At 52.4% G+C, this 19,699-nt stretch carries 14 protein-coding genes, 3 tRNA genes and 2 pseudogenes; 2 read left to right on the top strand and 17 right to left on the bottom strand.

Annotated elements, in window-relative coordinates:
* The 10 genes and pseudogenes from JCM2850_RS18330 to JCM2850_RS09370 all read right to left on the bottom strand — a co-directional run bounded on the left by JCM2850_RS18330 (position 1) and on the right by JCM2850_RS09370 (position 9,027).
* Positions 1–1,703 (bottom strand): annotated as a pseudogene (locus JCM2850_RS18330) (GspE/PulE family protein).
* A 137-nt stretch (positions 1,704–1,840) separates the two neighbouring features.
* A complete protein-coding gene (locus JCM2850_RS09405) occupies positions 1,841–2,989 on the bottom strand; it encodes a tetratricopeptide repeat protein (RefSeq protein ID WP_025871421.1) in 1,149 nt (382 codons plus the stop codon).
* Positions 2,973–3,311, bottom strand: a complete 339-nt coding sequence (locus tag JCM2850_RS24285; RefSeq protein WP_439645856.1) for a type II secretion system protein GspD — start codon at positions 3,309–3,311, stop codon at positions 2,973–2,975. The genes JCM2850_RS09405 and JCM2850_RS24285 overlap by 17 nt, the downstream gene beginning before the upstream one ends.
* Positions 3,312–3,313: 2 nt before the next feature.
* Positions 3,314–4,810, bottom strand: coding sequence for a secretin GspD/PilQ domain-containing protein (locus JCM2850_RS18325; protein WP_439645855.1), 1,497 nt, complete (start codon positions 4,808–4,810; stop codon positions 3,314–3,316).
* 72 nt (positions 4,811–4,882) lie between these two features.
* Positions 4,883–6,184, bottom strand: a complete 1,302-nt coding sequence (locus JCM2850_RS09395) for an ExeA family protein (RefSeq protein WP_025871420.1) — start codon at positions 6,182–6,184, stop codon at positions 4,883–4,885.
* The gene (locus JCM2850_RS09390; protein WP_025871418.1) at positions 6,184–7,635 is read right to left on the bottom strand and encodes a sigma-54-dependent transcriptional regulator; all 1,452 of its coding nucleotides are present in this window, start codon (positions 7,633–7,635) and stop codon (positions 6,184–6,186) included. Before JCM2850_RS09390 ends, JCM2850_RS09395 begins: the two co-directional genes overlap by 1 nt.
* Positions 7,636–7,968: 333 nt before the next feature.
* Complete coding sequence (gene infA, locus JCM2850_RS09385) at positions 7,969–8,232, bottom strand: translation initiation factor IF-1 (protein ID WP_025871416.1); 264 nt, start codon at positions 8,230–8,232, stop codon at positions 7,969–7,971.
* 507 nt (positions 8,233–8,739) lie between these two features.
* Positions 8,740–8,815 (bottom strand) — tRNA-His (locus tag JCM2850_RS09380).
* Between the two features lie 28 nt (positions 8,816–8,843).
* A tRNA-Arg gene (locus tag JCM2850_RS09375) sits at positions 8,844–8,920 on the bottom strand.
* 30 nt (positions 8,921–8,950) lie between these two features.
* Positions 8,951–9,027: transfer RNA gene (locus JCM2850_RS09370), tRNA-Pro, on the bottom strand.
* A gap of 81 nt (positions 9,028–9,108) precedes the next feature.
* Between JCM2850_RS09370 and folD the strand changes: the two genes are divergently transcribed.
* Together folD and dksA are read left to right on the top strand one after the other, a co-directional pair.
* Positions 9,109–9,978 carry a bifunctional methylenetetrahydrofolate dehydrogenase/methenyltetrahydrofolate cyclohydrolase FolD gene (gene folD, locus JCM2850_RS09365; RefSeq protein ID WP_025871414.1) on the top strand — a complete coding sequence of 290 codons (870 nt, stop codon included), beginning with the start codon at positions 9,109–9,111 and terminating at the stop codon, positions 9,976–9,978.
* A 148-nt stretch (positions 9,979–10,126) separates the two neighbouring features.
* The gene (dksA, locus tag JCM2850_RS09360; protein WP_025871413.1) at positions 10,127–10,549 is read left to right on the top strand and encodes an RNA polymerase-binding protein DksA; all 423 of its coding nucleotides are present in this window, start codon (positions 10,127–10,129) and stop codon (positions 10,547–10,549) included.
* A gap of 201 nt (positions 10,550–10,750) precedes the next feature.
* Here dksA and pnp read toward each other — a convergent pair whose 3' ends face one another.
* From pnp to rimP, 7 genes and pseudogenes are all read right to left on the bottom strand, one after another.
* Complete coding sequence (gene pnp, locus JCM2850_RS09355; protein WP_025871411.1) at positions 10,751–12,877, bottom strand: polyribonucleotide nucleotidyltransferase; 2,127 nt, start codon at positions 12,875–12,877, stop codon at positions 10,751–10,753.
* Between the two features lie 92 nt (positions 12,878–12,969).
* On the bottom strand, positions 12,970–13,239 hold the full coding sequence (gene rpsO / locus JCM2850_RS09350; protein WP_015829110.1) for a 30S ribosomal protein S15: 270 nt from the start codon (positions 13,237–13,239) through the stop codon (positions 12,970–12,972).
* 242 nt (positions 13,240–13,481) lie between these two features.
* On the bottom strand, positions 13,482–14,393 hold the full coding sequence (truB, locus tag JCM2850_RS09345) for a tRNA pseudouridine(55) synthase TruB (protein WP_025871405.1): 912 nt from the start codon (positions 14,391–14,393) through the stop codon (positions 13,482–13,484).
* Positions 14,394–14,407: 14 nt separating this feature from the next.
* Positions 14,408–14,779 carry a 30S ribosome-binding factor RbfA gene (gene rbfA, locus JCM2850_RS09340; RefSeq protein ID WP_025871403.1) on the bottom strand — a complete coding sequence of 124 codons (372 nt, stop codon included), beginning with the start codon at positions 14,777–14,779 and terminating at the stop codon, positions 14,408–14,410.
* Positions 14,780–14,782: 3 nt separating this feature from the next.
* Positions 14,783–17,533, bottom strand: a complete 2,751-nt coding sequence (gene infB / locus JCM2850_RS09335) for a translation initiation factor IF-2 (protein WP_025871401.1) — start codon at positions 17,531–17,533, stop codon at positions 14,783–14,785.
* Positions 17,534–17,602: 69 nt separating this feature from the next.
* Positions 17,603–19,068: pseudogene (nusA, locus tag JCM2850_RS18320) on the bottom strand (transcription termination factor NusA).
* 26 nt (positions 19,069–19,094) lie between these two features.
* Positions 19,095–19,529, bottom strand: a complete 435-nt coding sequence (rimP, locus tag JCM2850_RS09325) for a ribosome maturation factor RimP (RefSeq protein WP_025871399.1) — start codon at positions 19,527–19,529, stop codon at positions 19,095–19,097.
* Positions 19,530–19,699: the final 170 nt, after the last annotated feature.

Here is a 19,699-nt window from a genome sequence, read left to right as displayed (position 1 = left end):
TTATCTCACGCGGCTGGTCAAATCGATCACACGCATGACTTCGGCCAGACTGGTATAGCCCTCCAGAATGCGGCGTATGCCATCCTCGGCCAAGGTGGTAAAGCCTTTATCCAGCGCCATGGTGCGCATTTCATCGAAATGCGCACGGCGCGCGATAAGGCCATCCATGTCATGATCTATGCGCAGCAACTCCATGATGGCCATACGTCCACGATAGCCAGTGTAGTTGCATTGCTTGCAACCTTGCGCACGGTGTATGCGCAAATCCAGACGGTGGGTACTGCCCAGCAGCTTGCGCTCGTCATCATTGGGCGCATATTCAAGTTTGCAGTGCTGGCACAGCACGCGCACCAGACGCTGGGCCACCACGCCTATGATATTGCCCGCCATGATATCGGGTGAAATACCAATATCCAGCAAGCGTGGGAATGTGCCCAGTGCTGAGTTGGTATGCAGCGTGGTGAATACCTGGTGGCCTGTCATCGCAGCACGGAAGGCCATGGTGGCGGTGTCGGCATCACGGATTTCACCGACCAGAATGATGTCCGGGTCTTGCCGCATGATGGAGCGTATGCCATTGGCAAAATCCACTTTATTAACTTCGGCCACCGAGGTCTGACGCATCATGGTCACCGGATACTCCACGGGGTCTTCCAGGGTCATGATGTTGACCGCTTCGGTATTCTGGAATGACAGCAGCGAATACAGTGTGGTGGTCTTGCCGCTACCGGTAGGCCCAGTCACCACCAAGATGCCCTCGGGCCGGGTCATCATCAGTTTGAGTTCATCCAGCGCATCGCCGCGCAAGCTCATGCGCTCCAGCGGGATAATGGATTTTTCTCTATCCAGCACGCGCAGCACGATGTTTTCACCGTGTATGGTGGGATGGCTGGCCACGCGGAAATCAATCGGGCGGCCGCACAGATTCATATTCAGGCGGCCATCCTGCGGCGAACGGGTTTCGGCGATATCCATGCCGCTAATCACCTTGAGGCGTACCGCTATCCCTGGCCAGTAAGTTTTGTGCAAACTGCGAATCTGCTGCAACACGCCATCTATACGGTAACGTATGCGCAGGAAGGCATATTCTGGCTCAAAGTGAATATCCGAAGCGCCGCGCTTGACCGCATCCATGAGCAGCGCACCCACAAGACGTACGACAGGCTGGGTATATTCATCACTGACCGATTGCAGGCTCTGGTAATCAATTTCGCCAGTCTCGATTTCGCGCAGTATGCCGTCCACCGACAGCTCGTAGCCATAGAACTGATCTATGTATTCTTCGAGTTGGGCTTCGGCAGCCAGCACAGGCTTGACCTGCACCTGCACCCCGACAATGCTGCGCAATTGATCTAGCGCCACCACATTGAACATGTCGGACATGGCCACGGTGAGCTGCTTGTTGCTGCTGTCGAAAGCGACTGGCAACAGATGATAACGGCGGGCAAAGCTTCCTGCACCATATTCAGCGCATCGGCATCGGCAATCACTGTGGCGAGGTCTATGCTTTCCTGGCCTATGGTATGCGCCACCAGATCGCGCACCACAGATTCCGTGATAAAGCCCAGGCGCACCAGCTGCCTGCCCAGCGGTATATTGCTTTGCTCCTGCTCCATAAGGGCGATGCGCAGCTGGTCCTGACTAATCAGGCCTTGCTGAACCATCAACTCCCCTAAACGGAGTTTGCGACGCTGTTCTACCATGTGATGAGTACTTTTGTTCTGTTAATCGGACAACTTGAGGCTAGCCTCTTCCCTATGAGCGGGAGAGACTTACTGAAGTTGCTGGATTCTTGTCGCCAGTTGCGCCGGATTGACGCTGCTTGCTGCATGCGTGGCCATCAAGACTGTGCTTGCAGGTAATATTGCAGGGCAAGTGCGGACTTGCCCATGTGATCCAGGCTTACAGCCAGGTTGAATGCATAGTCGGGATGAGTGGCATCGAGGTGATGAGCTTCAAAGAAAGATTGCTGAGCCAGCGGCCATTGACCCTGGCTAATGTAGAGCTGACCCAGTGCGGCGTGCAGATGGGCGGCTTGCGGGTTAGCACTGATCATGGTCTTAAGGCGCGATTCACTGGCCTGGGGGTCTGCTTGCCCTTGCAGATCCAGCAGGGCGGTCTGGGCCACGCTATTGCGCGGCTCGAGTTCCAGCACTTTGCCATACCACGCCAACGCGTCAGCCTGGCGTCCCTGCCGTGCCGCTACCGCCGCCATACCCAGCAAGGCATCAATATTGCGCACATCTGCTTGCAGAGCCTGGCGGTAAGCCTGCTGTGCCGCCTGATCATCGCCGCGGTTAAATGCTTCATATGCCGTCATGACATCCCGGCTAACACCTACACTAGCGCGATTTTTACTGATCGAGACCCGGCTTGCCTCTGAGCTTGTGAGCGGCTCACCAAATACGGGAGGCACAGCTGGGGCAGGCTCTACACTTGCTTGTGATTTAGCGCTTGGATTGGCTGCAACACGCTCTGGCCTAAGTGACGATGCCTCCAGCGGGGGCTGAGCGACGCTTTCGGCTGGAGTTTGAGTTTGGGCAGTCTCTGCCAGCGGCGGCTCTGAGAGTAGCGTCTCCGCACTAGCATCCTCTATGGTTGCGTTATTCGCTACGCCGGGCGTACTGGGTGCGGGCAGAGTCACAGGCTTTGCAATCATGACCTCGGGCTGAGTCAGGGAGCTGAGATACCAGAAGACACCTGCCCCTATCATCAGCAACAGCGACAGCAGCAACAAGCCCAGCATGAAAGGTGAGATACGTGTTTCCAGCTTTACTGCACTGGCTTTGGCTGCCAGCAGCTGTGCAGCGGCCCTTTGCCTGCTTGCGTTCTCTTGTGCCAGATTAACGCTGGCAGGTGCAGCCACATCCTCAGGCTTGCTCTCTTCCTGTGGGGCAAGTTCGAGCAGAAAATCCTCAACATCCGCTTTGTCCACGGACTGTTTACGAGCCTGTTCCGCCTTCTGTAGCGCGCTAATTAACAGACTCATTGATCATTCTCTGCAATTGCTGAGCAGGAAGATATTGCTTGTAACTGCTCAACTCATCACTTTCCAGGCTGGCATTCTGCAGCACCACGGGGCGCAGGAAGATAACTAACTCGGTCTTGACGTTGAAATTGCTACGTCCCGTGAACAACTTGCCCACCAGCGGAATCTTGCTGAGGCCAGGTACATGATCACTGGCTTGCTGGATATTGTCCTGCATCAAGCCGCCGAGCACGGCAGTATTGCCACTGTTGATACGCAGCACAGACTCCAGCTCACGCACCTGAATCTGCGGGATACGACTTTCAATGCGGGTGGTGCCCAAGCCTAATTGCGGGTTAGGGTCGGTACATAGCTAAGCACGCGGGAAATTGTCGGACGGATATTGATATTGACCGCGCCACTGTCATTGATCTGCGGGGTAACACTCATGACCACACCAACCGGCACTGTGTTGGGGGTGGTGGTGATGGATTGCAGGTTATTCGCGCCCAGTGTTGTGCCCTGCGAAATCTGCGACTGGATAGTGAAATACACCAAGTTATCCACGACCTTAAGTACAGCGGTCTGATTGTTGAGCACCATGAGCTTGGGGCTGGACAATACCTTGGTATTGCCAAATTGCTGCAGCAGGCGCAGGTTGAAATCAATATTGCTATTGGTGCTTGAATAGCCAACGCTGAATGGCACACTGGTGCCTGCAGTACCTGCAATTCCGGCTGGGGCCAGCACCGTGCTCAAGCCCAACTGGTTGGTCATATTGAAACCATTGCCCAGACGAGTCCAGTCTATGCCAGCCTGGTAGGTGTCGTTAAGCGTGACTTCGACAATAGAAGCCTCAATCAGCACCTGGCGCTTGGCGCTGGTCATGATCTTGTCGAGGAACTCTTGCACCTTCTCATGCTGTCGGCTGGTTGCACGTATGCTCACCATGCCCGCTTCCGGGCTGGCAATCACGGTGGCAGCAAACAGGGTTTTATATTCGGTACGAGCCTGCTCTCTATCTTCATTAGTAGTACGGCCACTTGCTGCGGCTGGCGTTACCGTGCCATCTTCTGCCGTCTGAGTTGCTGTCTCAGCCTGCTGCGCAGGGCTACCTGCGCGGGTGATGATGACCTCTTTATCGGTTTCAGCCAGGATATCTTGCAGATTCTGGATCAGGGTCTGCCAGAAATGATTCTTTGATTCACTATTAACGGCAGTGCGTGAGCTATTGGCAGCACCCGTGCCTGAAGTGCCAGAACTGGAGCTGCTGGCGCTACCACCTGCTCCGCTGGTAGTGGATGCACTACGTCCGGTACTGGCAATTTCAGCCGCAGCCCCTATAAATCCAACTGTATCGCGCGACATATTGACGTAATCCACCTTGTAACTTCGCAGCACAGGCATGTCAGGCACAATGCTCAGCACATTGCCGTCTACGCGATAGGTTAGGTCTACCTGTTTGGACAAGCGTTCCAGAATGGCAGGAAGGGTCTGGTCTACTGCATTCAGTGTCACGCGACCTTGAATGGCAGGATGGATATCGATATTAAGCTTGCTCTCACGCGCCAGCGCAAAGAGGATTTCTTTTACGGGCACATCGTTGACCACCACGCTATAAGTCTGCTCCTTGGTGCGTGGCTTGGGTGCAGGTAGATAGGCAGTGCTGCGGGCAGGCGCGGGAATGCTGGCGGCTAGCGCAGGATCAGGGATAGTCGGATTGATGTGGCCATCAATATGGCCGCTGGAAGGTGTGACGGCAGATTGATGCGCGCAGCTGGCCAAACCAAGCACGAATGGCAAGATCAGAATGCTGACAACGCGTGGCAAATGGCCGGACAAGACACAACTCCCCGTTAGATATTGATATTGTTTTGCTGAATTTATCTCACATTACAGCTGCATGCAATCAAGCTATTGATTTTGCGCTAATTCTTGCTTGATTCCAGCGATAGTTCGCAGATGAGCGTTTTGCTGCACCGCCGCTGGCAAACGATTGAGCTCGTCCAGAGCCTGCTGCCTGTCTGCAAATGTGCCGTAAAGCACCAGAACCCCTGATTCTTGCTGCGTTTCCAGCACATGCAACTCATCCAGCACCAGCTCAGGTAACCAAGCTTGCAACGCCTGTTGCAGCGTGCCGAGATTTTGTCCTCGAATCAGCTCCAGGCTAATGTCAGAATCGCTCTGAGCTGCTAGCCAATCGCCAGCTTCAGCGCGCCGTTGCTCAATCACGGACATCATACTTGGATTTTCTATTGCAGGGGGTGTAAAGGCTTGTAAAGCTGATGACTGAGGCGCTTGGGCGATGGGCCCAGGCGCAAAATAAACCCAGGCTGTTGCACTGATCAGTCCTATCGCCAACATACCTGCCATCAACCAGCGATACGGTAATGCGGGCGCAGACACGGCAGAAAAATCACTATCTTGTATGGCTGCCCGCACATGTCGGGGCGTGACTTGATAGGTATTGGCGGCAAAAGCCGCCAGCAAGGATTTATCCGCCAGAATATTCACCCGCCGCACCAGGCCATTAGCCTGGCGGGCCAGGCAGCGGACTGCACGCTGAGTAAATAGCGGCGGCCCGGCATATCCGGCAGCACGCAGGCGGAACATCAGGTAATCCCCCACTTCCTCGGACTTGAGCGGCCCGAGATAAAAACTATGGGTGATACGCTCCTTGAGCTGACGGATTTCGCGCAAGGCTAAATTATCATCAAGCTCTGGCTGGCCAAAGAGCACGATTTGCAAGAGTTTGTCGTGGCGGGTTTCCAGGTTGGTGAGCAAGCGGATTTCTTCCAGGGTAGCCAAAGGCATGCCCTGCGCCTCTTCGACAAACACCACCACCCTGCGCTTGGCCTCATGCTTTTCCAGCAAGAGTTGTTGCAATCGCTGCATCACCTCCAAGCGCCCTGCCTCCACACTGACGTCAAGATGCAATTCCTGAGCAATTGCATACAACACGTCTTCAGGTGCCATGCTGGGGTTGGCCAGGTAAACGCTGTCTACCTGGGACGGCAACTGCGCTTGTAGCATACGGCAGAGCATGGTCTTGCCACTGCCCACCTCTCCCACCACTTTGACGATGCCCTCGCCATGCAGAATGGCGTAGCGCACGGCCTCCAGCACTGCACCGCGGTTACCGCCAGTAAAGAAAAAATCGGTATTGGGGGTGATTTTAAAGGGCGGTTCTTTCAGGCCGAAGTGAGCGTAATACACTATTCGCCTTTGTAATCCTGCTGCAGTTGAATACGGCTATACAAGGTGGTGCGATTGATGCCTAAGAGCTTGGCGGCCTGGCTAAGATTACCGTGGGTAATTTTCATGGCAGCATCGACATAAGCACGCTCCCAGGATTTCAGCACCTGATCCAGATTGACATTGGCCTGCGTCTGCAGATGTTTGTGCGCTTGCGTTGCCATCGCGGCATCGTCACTGAGCAATGCTGTTTCACTAGGGCCACTCGCAGCACTGGCAAATCCGCTATGCATCAAATCAAGCTCGGATGCTAACTGCACATCACTGACAATACGCCCGGAATACTTGGCCACCAGGCGGATGATGATATTGCGCAACTCCCGCACATTGCCAGGGAAGTGGTAAGCCATCCAGCGCTGTCTGGCTTTTTCATCCAGTTCAAACGGCTGCTGCCCGGTTTCACGCGAATAAAACAGGTTGAAATGCTCCAGTAGCAATAATCTGTCCTGATCCAGATCGCGCAAAGGCGGCACACGCACAGCAAACACACTAAGTCGGTGGTAGAGATCAATTCGGAAATTGCCTTTACGCACCTCTTCCCGCAAATCACGATTGGTCGCCGCGACTATACGAGCGCGCGAGCGGCGGGTCTGAGTTTCCCCTATGCGTTGATACTCACCATTTTCCAGCACGCGTAACAGCTTGGATTGCAGCTCCAGCGGCAATTCGCCAACCTCATCCAAGAACAGCGTGCCTTCACCCGCATCTTCGAAATAGCCGGTATGGGCATTGGCAGCGCCAGTGAAAGAGCCCTTGCCATGTCCAAACAAGATGGATTCTGCCAAGTTGGGCGAAATCGCCGCACAATTTAATGATAGATAGGGCTGTTGTGAGCGGCGACTGAAGCGATGCAAGCAACTTGCCACCAACTCCTTGCCACTGCCCGACTCACCTTCGATCAACACCGGAAACGGCGCGTCGGCAAATTGCGTGATCTGTGTACGCAAGGTATCCATGGGCAAGCTTTTGCCCAGCAGACCCCAACCGTCATTCGCGGACTGATTCTCTCCCAGTTCGGCGTCCTGCAACTTCAGCGCGTTGTGCAAGAATTCGCGCAGCTTATCGACATCACAAGGCTTGGGAATAAAATCGACCGCACCCAAGGTCAGCGCATGCTTGACATTGACCTCTTCATTTTGCCCCGACAACACCAGAATCTTCATGGTGGGGGAATGGGCCAGCAACTCACCTATGACTTTGAAGCCCTCATCAGGCTTGTGCGGCACTGGCGGTAGCCCCAAGTCAACCAAGGCCAATGAAGGTGGCTCTGGCAACTGGCGCAACACGCTCTTGGCTTGGGTGCGTGACTCGGCAACGTAGACTTCAAAATCCTTGCCAAGCAAAAAATGTAGGGTATCGGAGATCAGTGGATCATCATCGATGATGATCAAGGTTGGGCGCAATGCAGCCATTAGCGCGGCTTTCTTGGAATCATGCGGGGGGAAGTATGAGCGTAAACCATGGCGCTACTATAAGCATATCGCCATGTTCACACAAGATTAGTACCGTTGACGGATTCAAGCCATGTTACTGAAGACGCATGGCGGGAGAACTTAGAACATGTCCTAACAAGCTCTCCATGCACGCATTGCGCAAACTTGCACAAATCGAATCTGAAGCGTGTCAGAGAGCAAATTGCAGCTGCATTAAAGCGCTAAAGTTAGCATTAGCACGGGTGCTAGGAATGGTTAAAGCTAGGGCTTGGGTTGATACTGCGCACCACTGTGGGTGCTCAGCTCAATGGCCTAACGCTTGAATTGCTTGGTGGGCTTGGGAGCGCGATTCGTCACATCAAGATGACGGAAAGTAATACGACCCTTGCCTAAATCATAAGGTGACATTTCCACTGAAACACTGTCACCCGCCAAGATACGAATATGGTGCTTGCGCATTTTGCCGCCAGTGTAGGCAATGATCTGATGACCGTTATCCAGTATGACCTTGAAACGAGAGTCTGGCAGCACCTCGTCCACTTTACCTTGCATCTCAATCAGTTCTTCTTTAGCCATAATTACTCCTATATTTTTCTGTATGGGTAATACCTTAAGCGCGCTCTCCACAGTCCATCATCCACATTGCAACTTATTACTATGCAAGCGGCAGGCGGTAACGGCACCTATTTGTACCGTCCGAGAAATTGCTAGCCGGAAGGGAAAGTAGGCCACACGGTAAGGCTTTAACGCTGTGGACTGGTTGCATCAAGCACTATTGCAACTAATAAGGCCTGAATCGATGAGGAGTGCAAAACAACAGTGGCGGCAGTCTACGGCTTACGCCTTGAGGTGTCCATCAATAATTCAAGCACATAGGCCATCTAAGCTGCTGATCAAATGGGCTGCTGATCAAATGGCCTTGATCAATCTTCAATCTACCCGTTTTGTTGCGTCACTCCCTACATCCCACCCGCATAAATCAACACGCTGGATGCTACTGGCGCCATGGCTGACAGCAGCCAAGGACAGCATGCTCGCCTAGTGCAACTGGCGAATCAAATGAGGATATTTAAGGGAGGAATGTGGGGTGGCTGATGGGGCTCGAACCCACGACAACTGGAATCACAATCCAGGGCTCTACCAACTGAGCTACAGCCACCATTGAAACTACGACATCTAACAGTGTATGGCCTGCCCGACAGGAATCGAACCTGTAACCCCCAGCTTAGAAGGCTGGTGCTCTATCCGGTTGAGCTACGGGCAGATTGTCGGACAATCTATACATTGAAGAATTTGGTCGGGGTGGAGAGATTCGAACTCCCGACATCCTGCTCCCAAAGCAGGCGCGCTACCAGGCTACGCTACACCCCGAGGGCGAGAAATATAGCGCACTCCAGAGGGAAGGTCAAACTGATTCTGCTAAAATAGCGCATTATTTTTGAAAAAAATGTCATGTCAGCCAACATCATTAACGGTAAAGCAATAGCAGAAGCAACGCTAGACGAGATTAAATCATTGATTGAAAAGCGCTTGGCCCAAGGCCAGCGTGCGCCCACTCTGGCGGTGATTTTGTTAGGCACGGATGCAGCTTCGGCCATCTATGTACGCAACAAACGCCTCGCTTGTGAGAAAACCGGCATCCGCTCTCTGGCTTATGATCTCCCCGCCAGTACCAGCGAGGCCGATTTACTGGCTTTGATCCAGCAGCTGAATGATGATGATGAGGTGGATGGCATTCTGGTGCAGTCACCACTGCCTGCCCATATAGAAGAAAAGAAGATTATAGAGACCATCAGCGCCAGCAAGGATGTTGATGGCTTCCATCCCTACAATATTGGTCGACTGGCCGTGCGCCAACCTACCCTACGCTCTTGCACCCCCTACGGCGTGATCAAGCTGCTGCAATCTACGGGCGTCAATATCCTCGGGTTAGACGCCGTCGTGGTGGGTGTTTCTAATCATGTGGGCAGACCCATGGCGCTGGAATTACTGCTGGCAGGCTGTACCGTCACCAGTTGCCATCGCCACACCAAGGATTTACGTGCAGCAGTTGAACGTGCCGACTTGGTGGTTGCTGCGGTAGGCAAGGCTGGCCTAATCAAGGGTGAGTGGATCAAACCTGGTGCCATCGTCATCGACATTGGTATTAACCGTTTGCAAGATGGCAGCTTGTGCGGCGATATTGAATTTGCCACTGCCAGCCAACGTGCGGCATGGATTACTCCAGTGCCTGGCGGTGTGGGCCCCATGACGGTTGCTACCCTGATGCAGAACACCCTGAAAGCCCTGGAATTGCGCGAAGCTGGCAAGCTAGCGAGTTAATTTCAGCGGGTAATTTCACCGCACATACAAAATAGCCTCATAAACTATGCAAGCCTTGCGAGACAAGGCTTTTGCATCGCCCAATTATTCCGTGTACACTTGCGCCTGCTTTATTTTTCTGTTAATCGAAAATTAACTTAAGGCGCACATGGCTGAAGCAATTACACGACAGTTTGTTCCTTACCAGCCCAAGGCTGATGAGGAATATATGAATGACAAGCAACTCAATCATTTCCGCAAGATTTTGAACGACTGGAAAGCAGAGCTGAGTCATGATATTGATCGCACGGTACATACCATGCAAGACGAAGTCACCATGTTTGCTGACCCTAACGACCGGGCTAGCCAAGAATCCGACATGGCCCTCGAATTGCGTAACCGTGACCGCGAGCGCAAGCTGATCAAGAAGATAGACGAAACCCTGTCCAAGATTGATGAAGGCGACTATGGCTATTGCAATGGTTGTGGTGTGGAGATCGGGCTTAAACGCTTAGAAGCACGTCCTACTGCTACACTGTGCATAGATTGCAAGACGCTGGATGAAATCCGCGAAAAGCAAGTAGCCAAATAAGCTTTCTGCTTTTGTTCTTCCATGCGGATCTAGTATCACGCATGCGGAGAGCGACGCACTATAAACCGTAATGCGCCTATCATCTTTACGATTTATAAAAGCAGCCTAGCAGCATTAACAGGATAATAAAAAAGGCCGGATTTTCATCCGGCCTTTTTGTTTGCCCAGTCTGACCTGAATCAGACTGGCTAAATGCTAAGCTTATGCGTCAGACGCATCGCTAGCTGGTTCTTCAGCGGCAGGCGGGTCAAGCAAGACCTTGGCGCTCAGACGTACACGACCCTTGTCGTCCACTTCCAGTACCTTAACCTTAACTACTTGGCCTTCCTTGAGGAAGTCCGCCACGGCATTCACGCGCTGATGCGCAATTTGCGAGATGTGCAGCAAGCCATCCTTGCCAGGAATCAGCGAAACAATCGCACCGAAGTCCAGCAGCTTGATCACAGTGCCTTCATAGACCTGGCCCACTTCCACTTCAACCGTGATCAGCTCGATACGACGCTTGGCTTCTTCGCCTGCTTCTGCGCTGACACAACCGATCTTGATGGTGCCATCTTCTTCGATGTCGATAGTGGTGCCAGTTTCTTCGGTCAAGGCACGGATTACAGCACCACCCTTGCCGATCACATCACGGATTTTCTCCGGATTGATCTTCATGGTGATGATGCGCGGGGCAAAGGCAGACAGCTCTTGGCGTGTCTCGCCCTGGGCTTCCTTCATCAGGCCGAGAATGTGCAAACGACCTTCCTTGGCCTGGGACAATGCAACACGCATGATGTCTGCAGTAATGCCAGTGATCTTGATGTCCATTTGCAAGGCAGTAATACCTGTTTCAGTACCTGCTACCTTGAAGTCCATATCACCCAGGTGATCTTCATCACCAAGAATGTCGGTCAGCACGGCAACACGGTTACCTTCCTTGATCAGACCCATGGCAATACCAGCCACATGCGCTTTCACTGGAACACCAGCATCCATCAGAGACAGGCAGCCACCACAGACAGACGCCATGGAGCTGGAACCATTGGATTCAGTGATTTCGGAAACCACACGGATGGTGTAACCAAACTCTTCCTGGCTAGGCAATACTGCCAGCAAGGCGCGCTTGGCCAGACGACCGTGACCGATTTCTCTACGCTTAGGTGTACCTACGCGACCAGTTTCACCAGTGGCGTATGGAGGCATGTTGTAGTGCAGCATGAAGCGGTCTGTGTATTCACCTTGCAAGGCGTCAATCACTTGCTCATCACGGCCTGTGCCCAAGGTAGCAACAACCAGTGCCTGAGTTTCGCCACGTGTGAACAAAGCAGAACCATGGGTGCGTGGCAGTACGCCAGTACGAATGCTGATAGGACGCACGGTACGGGTATCACGACCATCGATACGTGGTTCACCGTTCAGGATCTGGCTACGTACAACCTTGGCTTCTAGATTGTGCAGAATGGACTTGATTTCGTTGGCTTCGCTGGCAGAAGTTTCTTCAGTCACCAGCTCGCCCAGTACACGGCTCTTGATTTCATCAAGCTTGGTAGAACGTGCACCCTTGGACTTGATTTGATAAGCCGCGTTGATGTCATCACCCGCAGTGGCGGTGACTTTTTCAATCAGCGCGGTATTTTCTTCTGGCGGGGTCCAGTCCCATGGCTCATTACCAACTTCAGCCACCAGTTCGTTGATGGCGTTGATGACGGCTTGCATTTGTTCATGACCGTAAACCACGGAACCCAGCATGATATCTTCTGGCAATTCGCGCGCTTCGGATTCCACCATCAAAACTGCGCTGTCGGTTGCAGCAACCACCAGGTCCAGTTGGGTTTCCTTCAGCTGACTGGCTGTGGGGTTCAATACATACTCACCGTTGATGTAACCAACGCGAGCAGCACCGATAGGGCCGTAGAAAGGAATGCCAGACAGCGCCATGGCTGCAGAAGCACCAATAATCGCAGGGATATCGGAATCGATTTCGCTATCGGACGACATCACAGTCGCCACAACCTGCACTTCATTGTAGAAAGCTTCTGGGAAAAGGGGGCGCAGTGGTCTATCGATCAAACGGGAAGTCAGCGTTTCCTTTTCGGAAGGACGGCCTTCACGCTTGAAGAAACCACCGGGAATCTTGCCAGCAGCATAAGTACGCTCTTGGTAGTCCACGGTCAATGGGAAGAAATCTTGACCAGGCTTAACTTCACGCTTGCCTACCACGGTCACCAGGACCACGGTATCGCCATAGCTAACTACGACTGCACCATCTGCCTGGCGAGCAATTTCGCCAGTTTCAATAGTCAGCTCATGCTGACCATAGGTAATCGTTCTCTTGATTGCCGTCACAATATTTGTCCTTTAATAAAAAAATAAGCCGATAAGCATCGCGTTTCCGCTTTGCTTTCGGCTTATCCTATGAATTCACAAGTGCGCGATGATTACTTACGCAGGCCCAAACGCTCGATCAAAGTACGATAGCGATCAGCATTCTTGCGCTTGAGGTAATCCAGCAACTTGCGGCGCTGGCTTACCAACTTCAGCAGACCACGACGGGAGTGGTGATCCTTGGCATTGCTCTTGAAATGCTCGGTAAGGTAGGTGATACGGGCGCTTAGAAGTGCTACTTGAACTTCTGGGCTACCTGTATCGTTTGGAGCCTGTTGGAAATCAGCAACGATCTTTGCTGTTTCTTGTACTGTAATTGCCATAACTTAATCCTAATGTTTGAGATGTGTTTTGCGTCAATGCAAATGCAGGCTACTTCAATCCCGCTAGAGCATTCATTTACAATCAACTTTTCGATTATAACGCTATTTGGGCGTGAGTTCAATGAAGCAATATGGGCGCGCTGGTATAAGTGGGAGGTCAGTTGCTGATCAATCAAACACTCATGATCAACAAGCCACTTTTGCAAAATGCTGCTAATGCGCGAGAGGGGAAACCGTTGTATTTAACTTGCCTGGCTAAGCAAGCGTTTGGGCGCTATAGATCCGCGGGATGTTTGCTCCCCTATACCCAGGAAGACACCATCTTCGGAGTAAATTCTGAACAAACCATCGATTTTCAAGCCTGATTTCCAGACCTCTTGGCCGCGCAATAAATAAAACGCGCTATCGGCATCTATGGTGACTTCGGGCAAGTCCTCAATCGCTACATCGGGCCCCAAAAGCACTTGGTCACGCTGCTCTAGCGACATTTGCTCTAGCTGTTCTATGGTGACCGCATCTTCCAAGTGGAAGTGCGCGGTATTCAAACGACGCAAGCCTGCGAGGTGAGCACCACAGCCCAGCGCTTCGCCTATGTCTTCTGCCAGCGTACGGATATAAGTGCCCTTGCTACAGCTGACAACAATATCGAAGCACGCATGCTCCAGCGTATCGGATTCCAGCTGGATATCATGAATGGTAATGCGTCTGGCTGGCCGCTCAATATCCACGCCCTTGCGCGCGTATTCGTACAAGGCCTTGCCCTCATGCTTCAGCGCAGAATACATAGGCGGGACTTGATCTATTTCACCGATAAACTGCTGCAAAGTCGCTAGCAACTGTGCCAAGGTCACCTGCACTGGGCGTGTTTGCAGTATTTCGCCTTCGGCGTCACCCGTTGTGGTGGTGCTGCCTAGTTGCACACGGGCTCTATAGGATTTATCAGCATCCAGCAGAAAGTGGGAAAATTTGGTGGCCTCACCAAAACAGATAGGCAGCAAGCCACTGGCTAGCGGGTCCAGACTGCCGGTGTGCCCGGCTTTTGCTGCTTGAAATAGGCGCTTAGCGATTTGCAGCGCCTGGTTGGAGGAAATACCCAAAGGCTTGTCCAGCAACAAGACGCCATCAATACGACGCTTGATACGTTTGAATTGCACGCCTAACTTGCCTTTTAATCGTCTTCTGGGTCTTGCTCGCGCTCACCAGGAGGTAACACCTCATCAATCAACTTGGCAATGTGCATGCCATGGTCAATTGAGGCGTCATAGTTGAAATGCAGTTGCGGCACCGTGCGCAGCAGCAAACGCTTGGCTAGCTGGCTGCGCAGAAAACCTGCGGTTTTTTCCAGCCCCTTCTGCAATTCGGGCGTGCCTGCAGCTGCGGTGTAGTAAATCTTGGCATGCGCCATATCGCCGCTTACCTCAACTTCAGTCACCGTCACCATGGACACGCGTGGGTCTTTGACCTCGAATTGCAGCAGATCAGCGAGTTCACGCTGAATCTGCTCGGCCACACGGTCGCTTCTTGAAAATACCTTGGCCATAAACTACAGAGTTCTCGCCACTTCCACGACTTCAAAGACTTCGAGCAAATCGCCGACTTCGATTTCGTTGTAACCCTTCAAGGATAAGCCGCACTCAAAGTTAGCCTTCACTTCCTTGACGTCATCCTTAAAGCGCTTCAAGGAATCCAGATCACCGGTATGGATGACCACGTTGTCACGGATCAAGCGTATCTTGGAGTTACGACGGATGAGACCATCCTGCACATAACAACCAGCAACAGCACCAATCTTGGAAATACGGAACACTTCACGCACTTCCACGGTACCAATGATGTTTTCCTTCTGCTCTGGCGACAACATGCCACCCAAGGCTGCGCGCACTTCATCCACAGCTTCGTAGATGATGGTGTAGTAACGTACATCCACGCCTGAGCTTTCGATCAGCTTGCGCGCTCCGGCATCGGCACGTACGTTAAAGCCGATAATCACTGTCTTGGAAGCCGCTGCCAGATTGACATCAGACTCGGTAATCGCACCCACACCTGTGTGAATGATATTGACCTTAACCTCGTCGGTGGACAATTTTTGCAGCGAAGTCGCCAGCGCTTCGTAAGAGCCTTGTACATCGGACTTGATGATCAATGGCAAGACCTTGACTTCGCCTTCGCCCATTTGCTCGAACATATTTTCCAGCTTGGCGGCTTGTTGCTTGGCCAGCTTGACGTCACGGAACTTGCCTTGACGGAACAAGGCAATTTCTCGCGCCTTGCGCTCATCATTCAGCACAATGACTTCTTCACCTGCGCTAGGCACATCAGAAAGGCCGAGAATTTCCACCGGAATCGATGGGCCAGCTTCTTTCACATCCTGACCAGACTCATCCAGCATGGCACGCACACGGCCATAGGTGGAACCTGCCAGAATCATGTCGCCACGCTTCAGCGTACCAGCTTGTACCAGAATGGTAGACACTGGGCCACGACCCTTGTCCAGACGACCTTCAATCACCAGGCCCTTGGCCGGGATATTCTTAGGTGCGGTCAGCTCCAGCACTTCTGCTTGCAGCAATACCGCTTCCAGCAGATTGTCTATGCCCAGACCAGTCTTGGCAGAGACTTCGACAAACATGGTGTCGCCACCCCAATCTTCAGGCACGACTTCATGTGTCACCAACTCTTGCTTCACACGTTCTGGATTGGCTTCGGATTTATCAATCTTGTTGACTGCAACCACCAGAGGCACACCTGCCGCCTTGGCATGGTGCACAGCTTCTATGGTTTGTGGCATCACGCCATCATCCGCTGCTACCACCAGAATCACCACGTCAGTGGCCTTGGCACCACGTGCACGCATCGCAGTAAAGGCTTCGTGACCAGGGGTATCCAGGAAGGTCACCATGCCACGCGGGGTTTCCACATGGTAGGCGCCGATATGCTGGGTAATACCGCCAGCTTCACCAGAAGCTACACGGCTACGGCGAATGTAATCGAGTAGCGAGGTTTTACCATGGTCGACGTGACCCATGACGGTCACTACTGGTGGACGTGATTCCTGAATAGCTTCTGCATGTTCAGCATCATCGAGGAAGGTTTCCGGGTCGTTAGACGCTGCCGCCTTGGCATTGTGGCCCATTTCCTCAACGATAATAATCGCGGTTTCCTGATCTAGCACTTGGTTGATGGTGACCATCATGCCCATTTTCATGAGCGTCTTGATCACTTCGCTCGCCTTCACGGCCATCTTGTGCGAGAGATCACCCACCGTAATGGTTTCAGGTACCAATACATCATGAACGATAGGTTCAGTCGGTGCATTGAAGGCGTGTTGTGCATCATTGCCTTTTTGCGCCTTACCCTTGGTTTTATGTGCGCGCCAACCTGGTGTGGCAGCAGCATCACCACGGGTCTTCACCCCTGGACGCTTCTTGCTATCCTTATCTGCCCACTCCTTAGCACTGCCCTTGCCTGACTTCTTGGCATTCTTATCTTCAGCCTTAGGCGCTTCCTTGGCTGCGGGCTTGTGCAATGTACCTTCAGAGAGCTTGCTGGCATTGGCAGCGGCTGCTGCCGCGCGCTTGGCTTCTTCTTCCTGACGGCGCTGCGCCATTTCTTGCTTCTTGCGCAGCTCTTCAGTTTGAATAGCAACCAGAGCGGCGTGACGCTTGGCTTCACGCTCACGCAGGGCAAGCTCATCCGCACCCAAGATTTCCTTGACGGTGAGCTTGGTACGTACAGGTTCAGCAGGTTTTTCTTCCGCAGCTACGACGGGTTCTGCAACAGGCGCTTCAGGTTCCGGCTCTGGCGCAGCTTCAACCACGGGCTCTGGCTCAGGGATGACTTCAACCACAGGCTCTGGCTCTACTTCAGGAGCAGCGGCTTCAACTTCAGCCACCGCTTCTAGTACAGGCTCAACCACCACTTCAGCAGCAGTTTCTTCAACAAAGCTTTCTGCTGACTCAGCGCTCAATTCTTCTTCAGCAACAGGATCTTGCGTAGGATCACGACGTACCAATACACGCTTTTTGCGCACTTCAACCTGTATCGTCCTCGCCTTACCGCTGCTGTCCGATTTTTTGATCTCAGTAACCTGCTTACGCGTGAGGGTGATCTTGGTCTTGGCAGTCTCAGAGCCATGCTCTTTGCGCAGATATTCCAAGAGCGAGTTCTTGTCTTGCTCAGTCAACGTGTCATCGGATGCCCGCTTAGTGACACCTGCACCTTTCAATTGCTCCAGAAGCAGTTCAGTCGGCAGCCCTAATTCACTGGCAAACTGTGCTACGCTCGATTGTCCCATCCTGTTACTCCAGTCTCTTTCTGTTTGCACTGACTAACAGTGCATTTCTGCTACGCTCTAACTTTTGCCTTAGGCAAACCAAGGCGCACGCGCGGTCATGATCAATTGCTTGGCGCGCTCAACATCCATGCCGGTCAATTCAACCAAGTCGTCAACAGCCAAATCAGCGAGATCATCCATCGTCGTTACACCCTTACCTGCCAGGGTACGCGCGGTGGAATCATCCATACCATCCATATGCAATAGATCGTCAGCGGCTTCGCCTACCTTTTCTTCCTTGGCAATCGCCTCGGTCAGCAGGGCAGCACGTGCACGCTTGCGCAATTCATTGATGGTGTCCTCATCAAACGCTCAATTTCGCTCATCTCGGCCAGCGGTACATAGGCAATTTCTTCCAGAGTGCTGAAACCTTCTTGCACCAGGATGTCCGCCACTTCTTCATCTACATCCAGCTTCTCGACAAACAGGCTGAGAATGCCGGTGTGCTCTTCTTCGTTCTTCTTCGCAGCTTCTTCTTCAGTCAGAATATTCAGCGTCCAACCAGTCAGCTCAGATGCGAGTCTGACGTTTTGGCCGTTACGACCAATGGCCTGGGCCAGTTGTTCTTCATCGACAATGACGTCCATGCTGTGCGCATCTTCGTCCACCACAATGCCGGAAACTTCTGCAGGTGCCATGGCGTTAATCACAAACTGCGCAGGCTCCATAGACCAGAGCACAATATCCACACGCTCACCGGCCAACTCACCAGTCACCGCTTGTACGCGTGAACCACGCATACCTACGCAAGTGCCTACAGGATCCAGACGTTGGTCGTTAGACTTCACCGCAATCTTGGAACGCAGACCAGGATCACGTGCCGCAGAACGAATTTCCAACAGGCCTTCTTCAATTTCAGGCACTTCCAGGTCAAACAACTTGATCAGGAATTCAGGTGCAATACGCGACAGTATCAATTGCGGACCACGGCCACCGCGTTCGATACGCGACAAATAGGCGCGCACGCGGTCACCCACTCGCAAATTTTCCTTAGGGATCATGTGTTCGCGCGGCAGCATGGATTCAATCCTGCCCACCTCGATAATGGCATTGCCCTTTTCCATGCGCTTGATCACACCAGTCACCAGGTGCTCTTTGCGTGCGAGGAAATCATCGAGAATTTGCTCGCGCTCAGCTTCACGCACTTTTTGCAAAATCACCTGCTTAGCAGCTTGGGCGCCAATTCGGCCAAACTCTACAGACTCAAGCGGCTCTTCAATGTAGTCACCTATGGACAGATTGGCAGCGCGCTCGTCATCCTGTGCAATTTGAGCTGCTGGATTTTCCAGCAACTCATCTTCAACAATTTGCCAGCGGCGGAAAGAATTATATTCGCCGTTTTCGCGATTGATCTCGACGCGGACATCCGCATCATCAGGGAAACGCTTCTTGGTGGCTGAAGCCAGCGCTAATTCCAGCGCTGTGAAAATAACCGTCTTGGCCACGTTCTTCTCGTGGGCCAAGGCATCAACCAATAGTAAAATTTCGCGACTCATTTCAATCTCCGCCAAATGTTGGGTGTTTAGAACTCAGGCGCTAACTTGGCCTTATCGATATTGGAAAGCGCTACATGATGTAGCACGCCTTCGCACTCAATGGCCAACTGGTCCTGCTCCAAACCACGCAATATACCTACAAAATTTTTACGTCCTTCAACGGGAACACGTAACTTCACTTGTGCACGTTCACCATTGAAGCGCACAAAATCGGCTTCTTTCTTCAATGCCCTGTCCAAACCGGGGGAAGAAACTTCCAATCTGTCGTAATCTATGTCGTGCTCAACGGCCAGCAAATCACTCAAGTGATTACTCACCAGTACGCAGTCATCAATATTGATGCCTTCCGGCTTGTCTATAAACAAGCGAATCAACTTGCCTCGATTGCTGATTTCCATATCAACCAGCTCATAACCGAGCTGACTCAATGACTTATCCAACAATGCGTTCAAATCCTGCATAGCGAACCCTAATGCTGAGGTTTTACAAATAAAAAATGGGCTATAAGCCCATCTCAAAAGAGTTACATTATATCAATCACCACAAGCAATTGATAATACAAATAGCACAAAAACAAAAGCCCTCTTAAAGAGGGCTCTTGCGGAATTCCAGAGAAACTCTGGAACTTAAA

The organism is Methylobacillus glycogenes JCM 2850, from assembly GCF_000617925.1.
Taxonomy (GTDB): Bacteria; Pseudomonadota; Gammaproteobacteria; order Burkholderiales; family Methylophilaceae; genus Methylobacillus; species Methylobacillus glycogenes.
The sequence above is the reverse complement of the archived record's forward strand: the minus strand, read 5'-3'. Positions and strand labels throughout refer to the sequence as shown.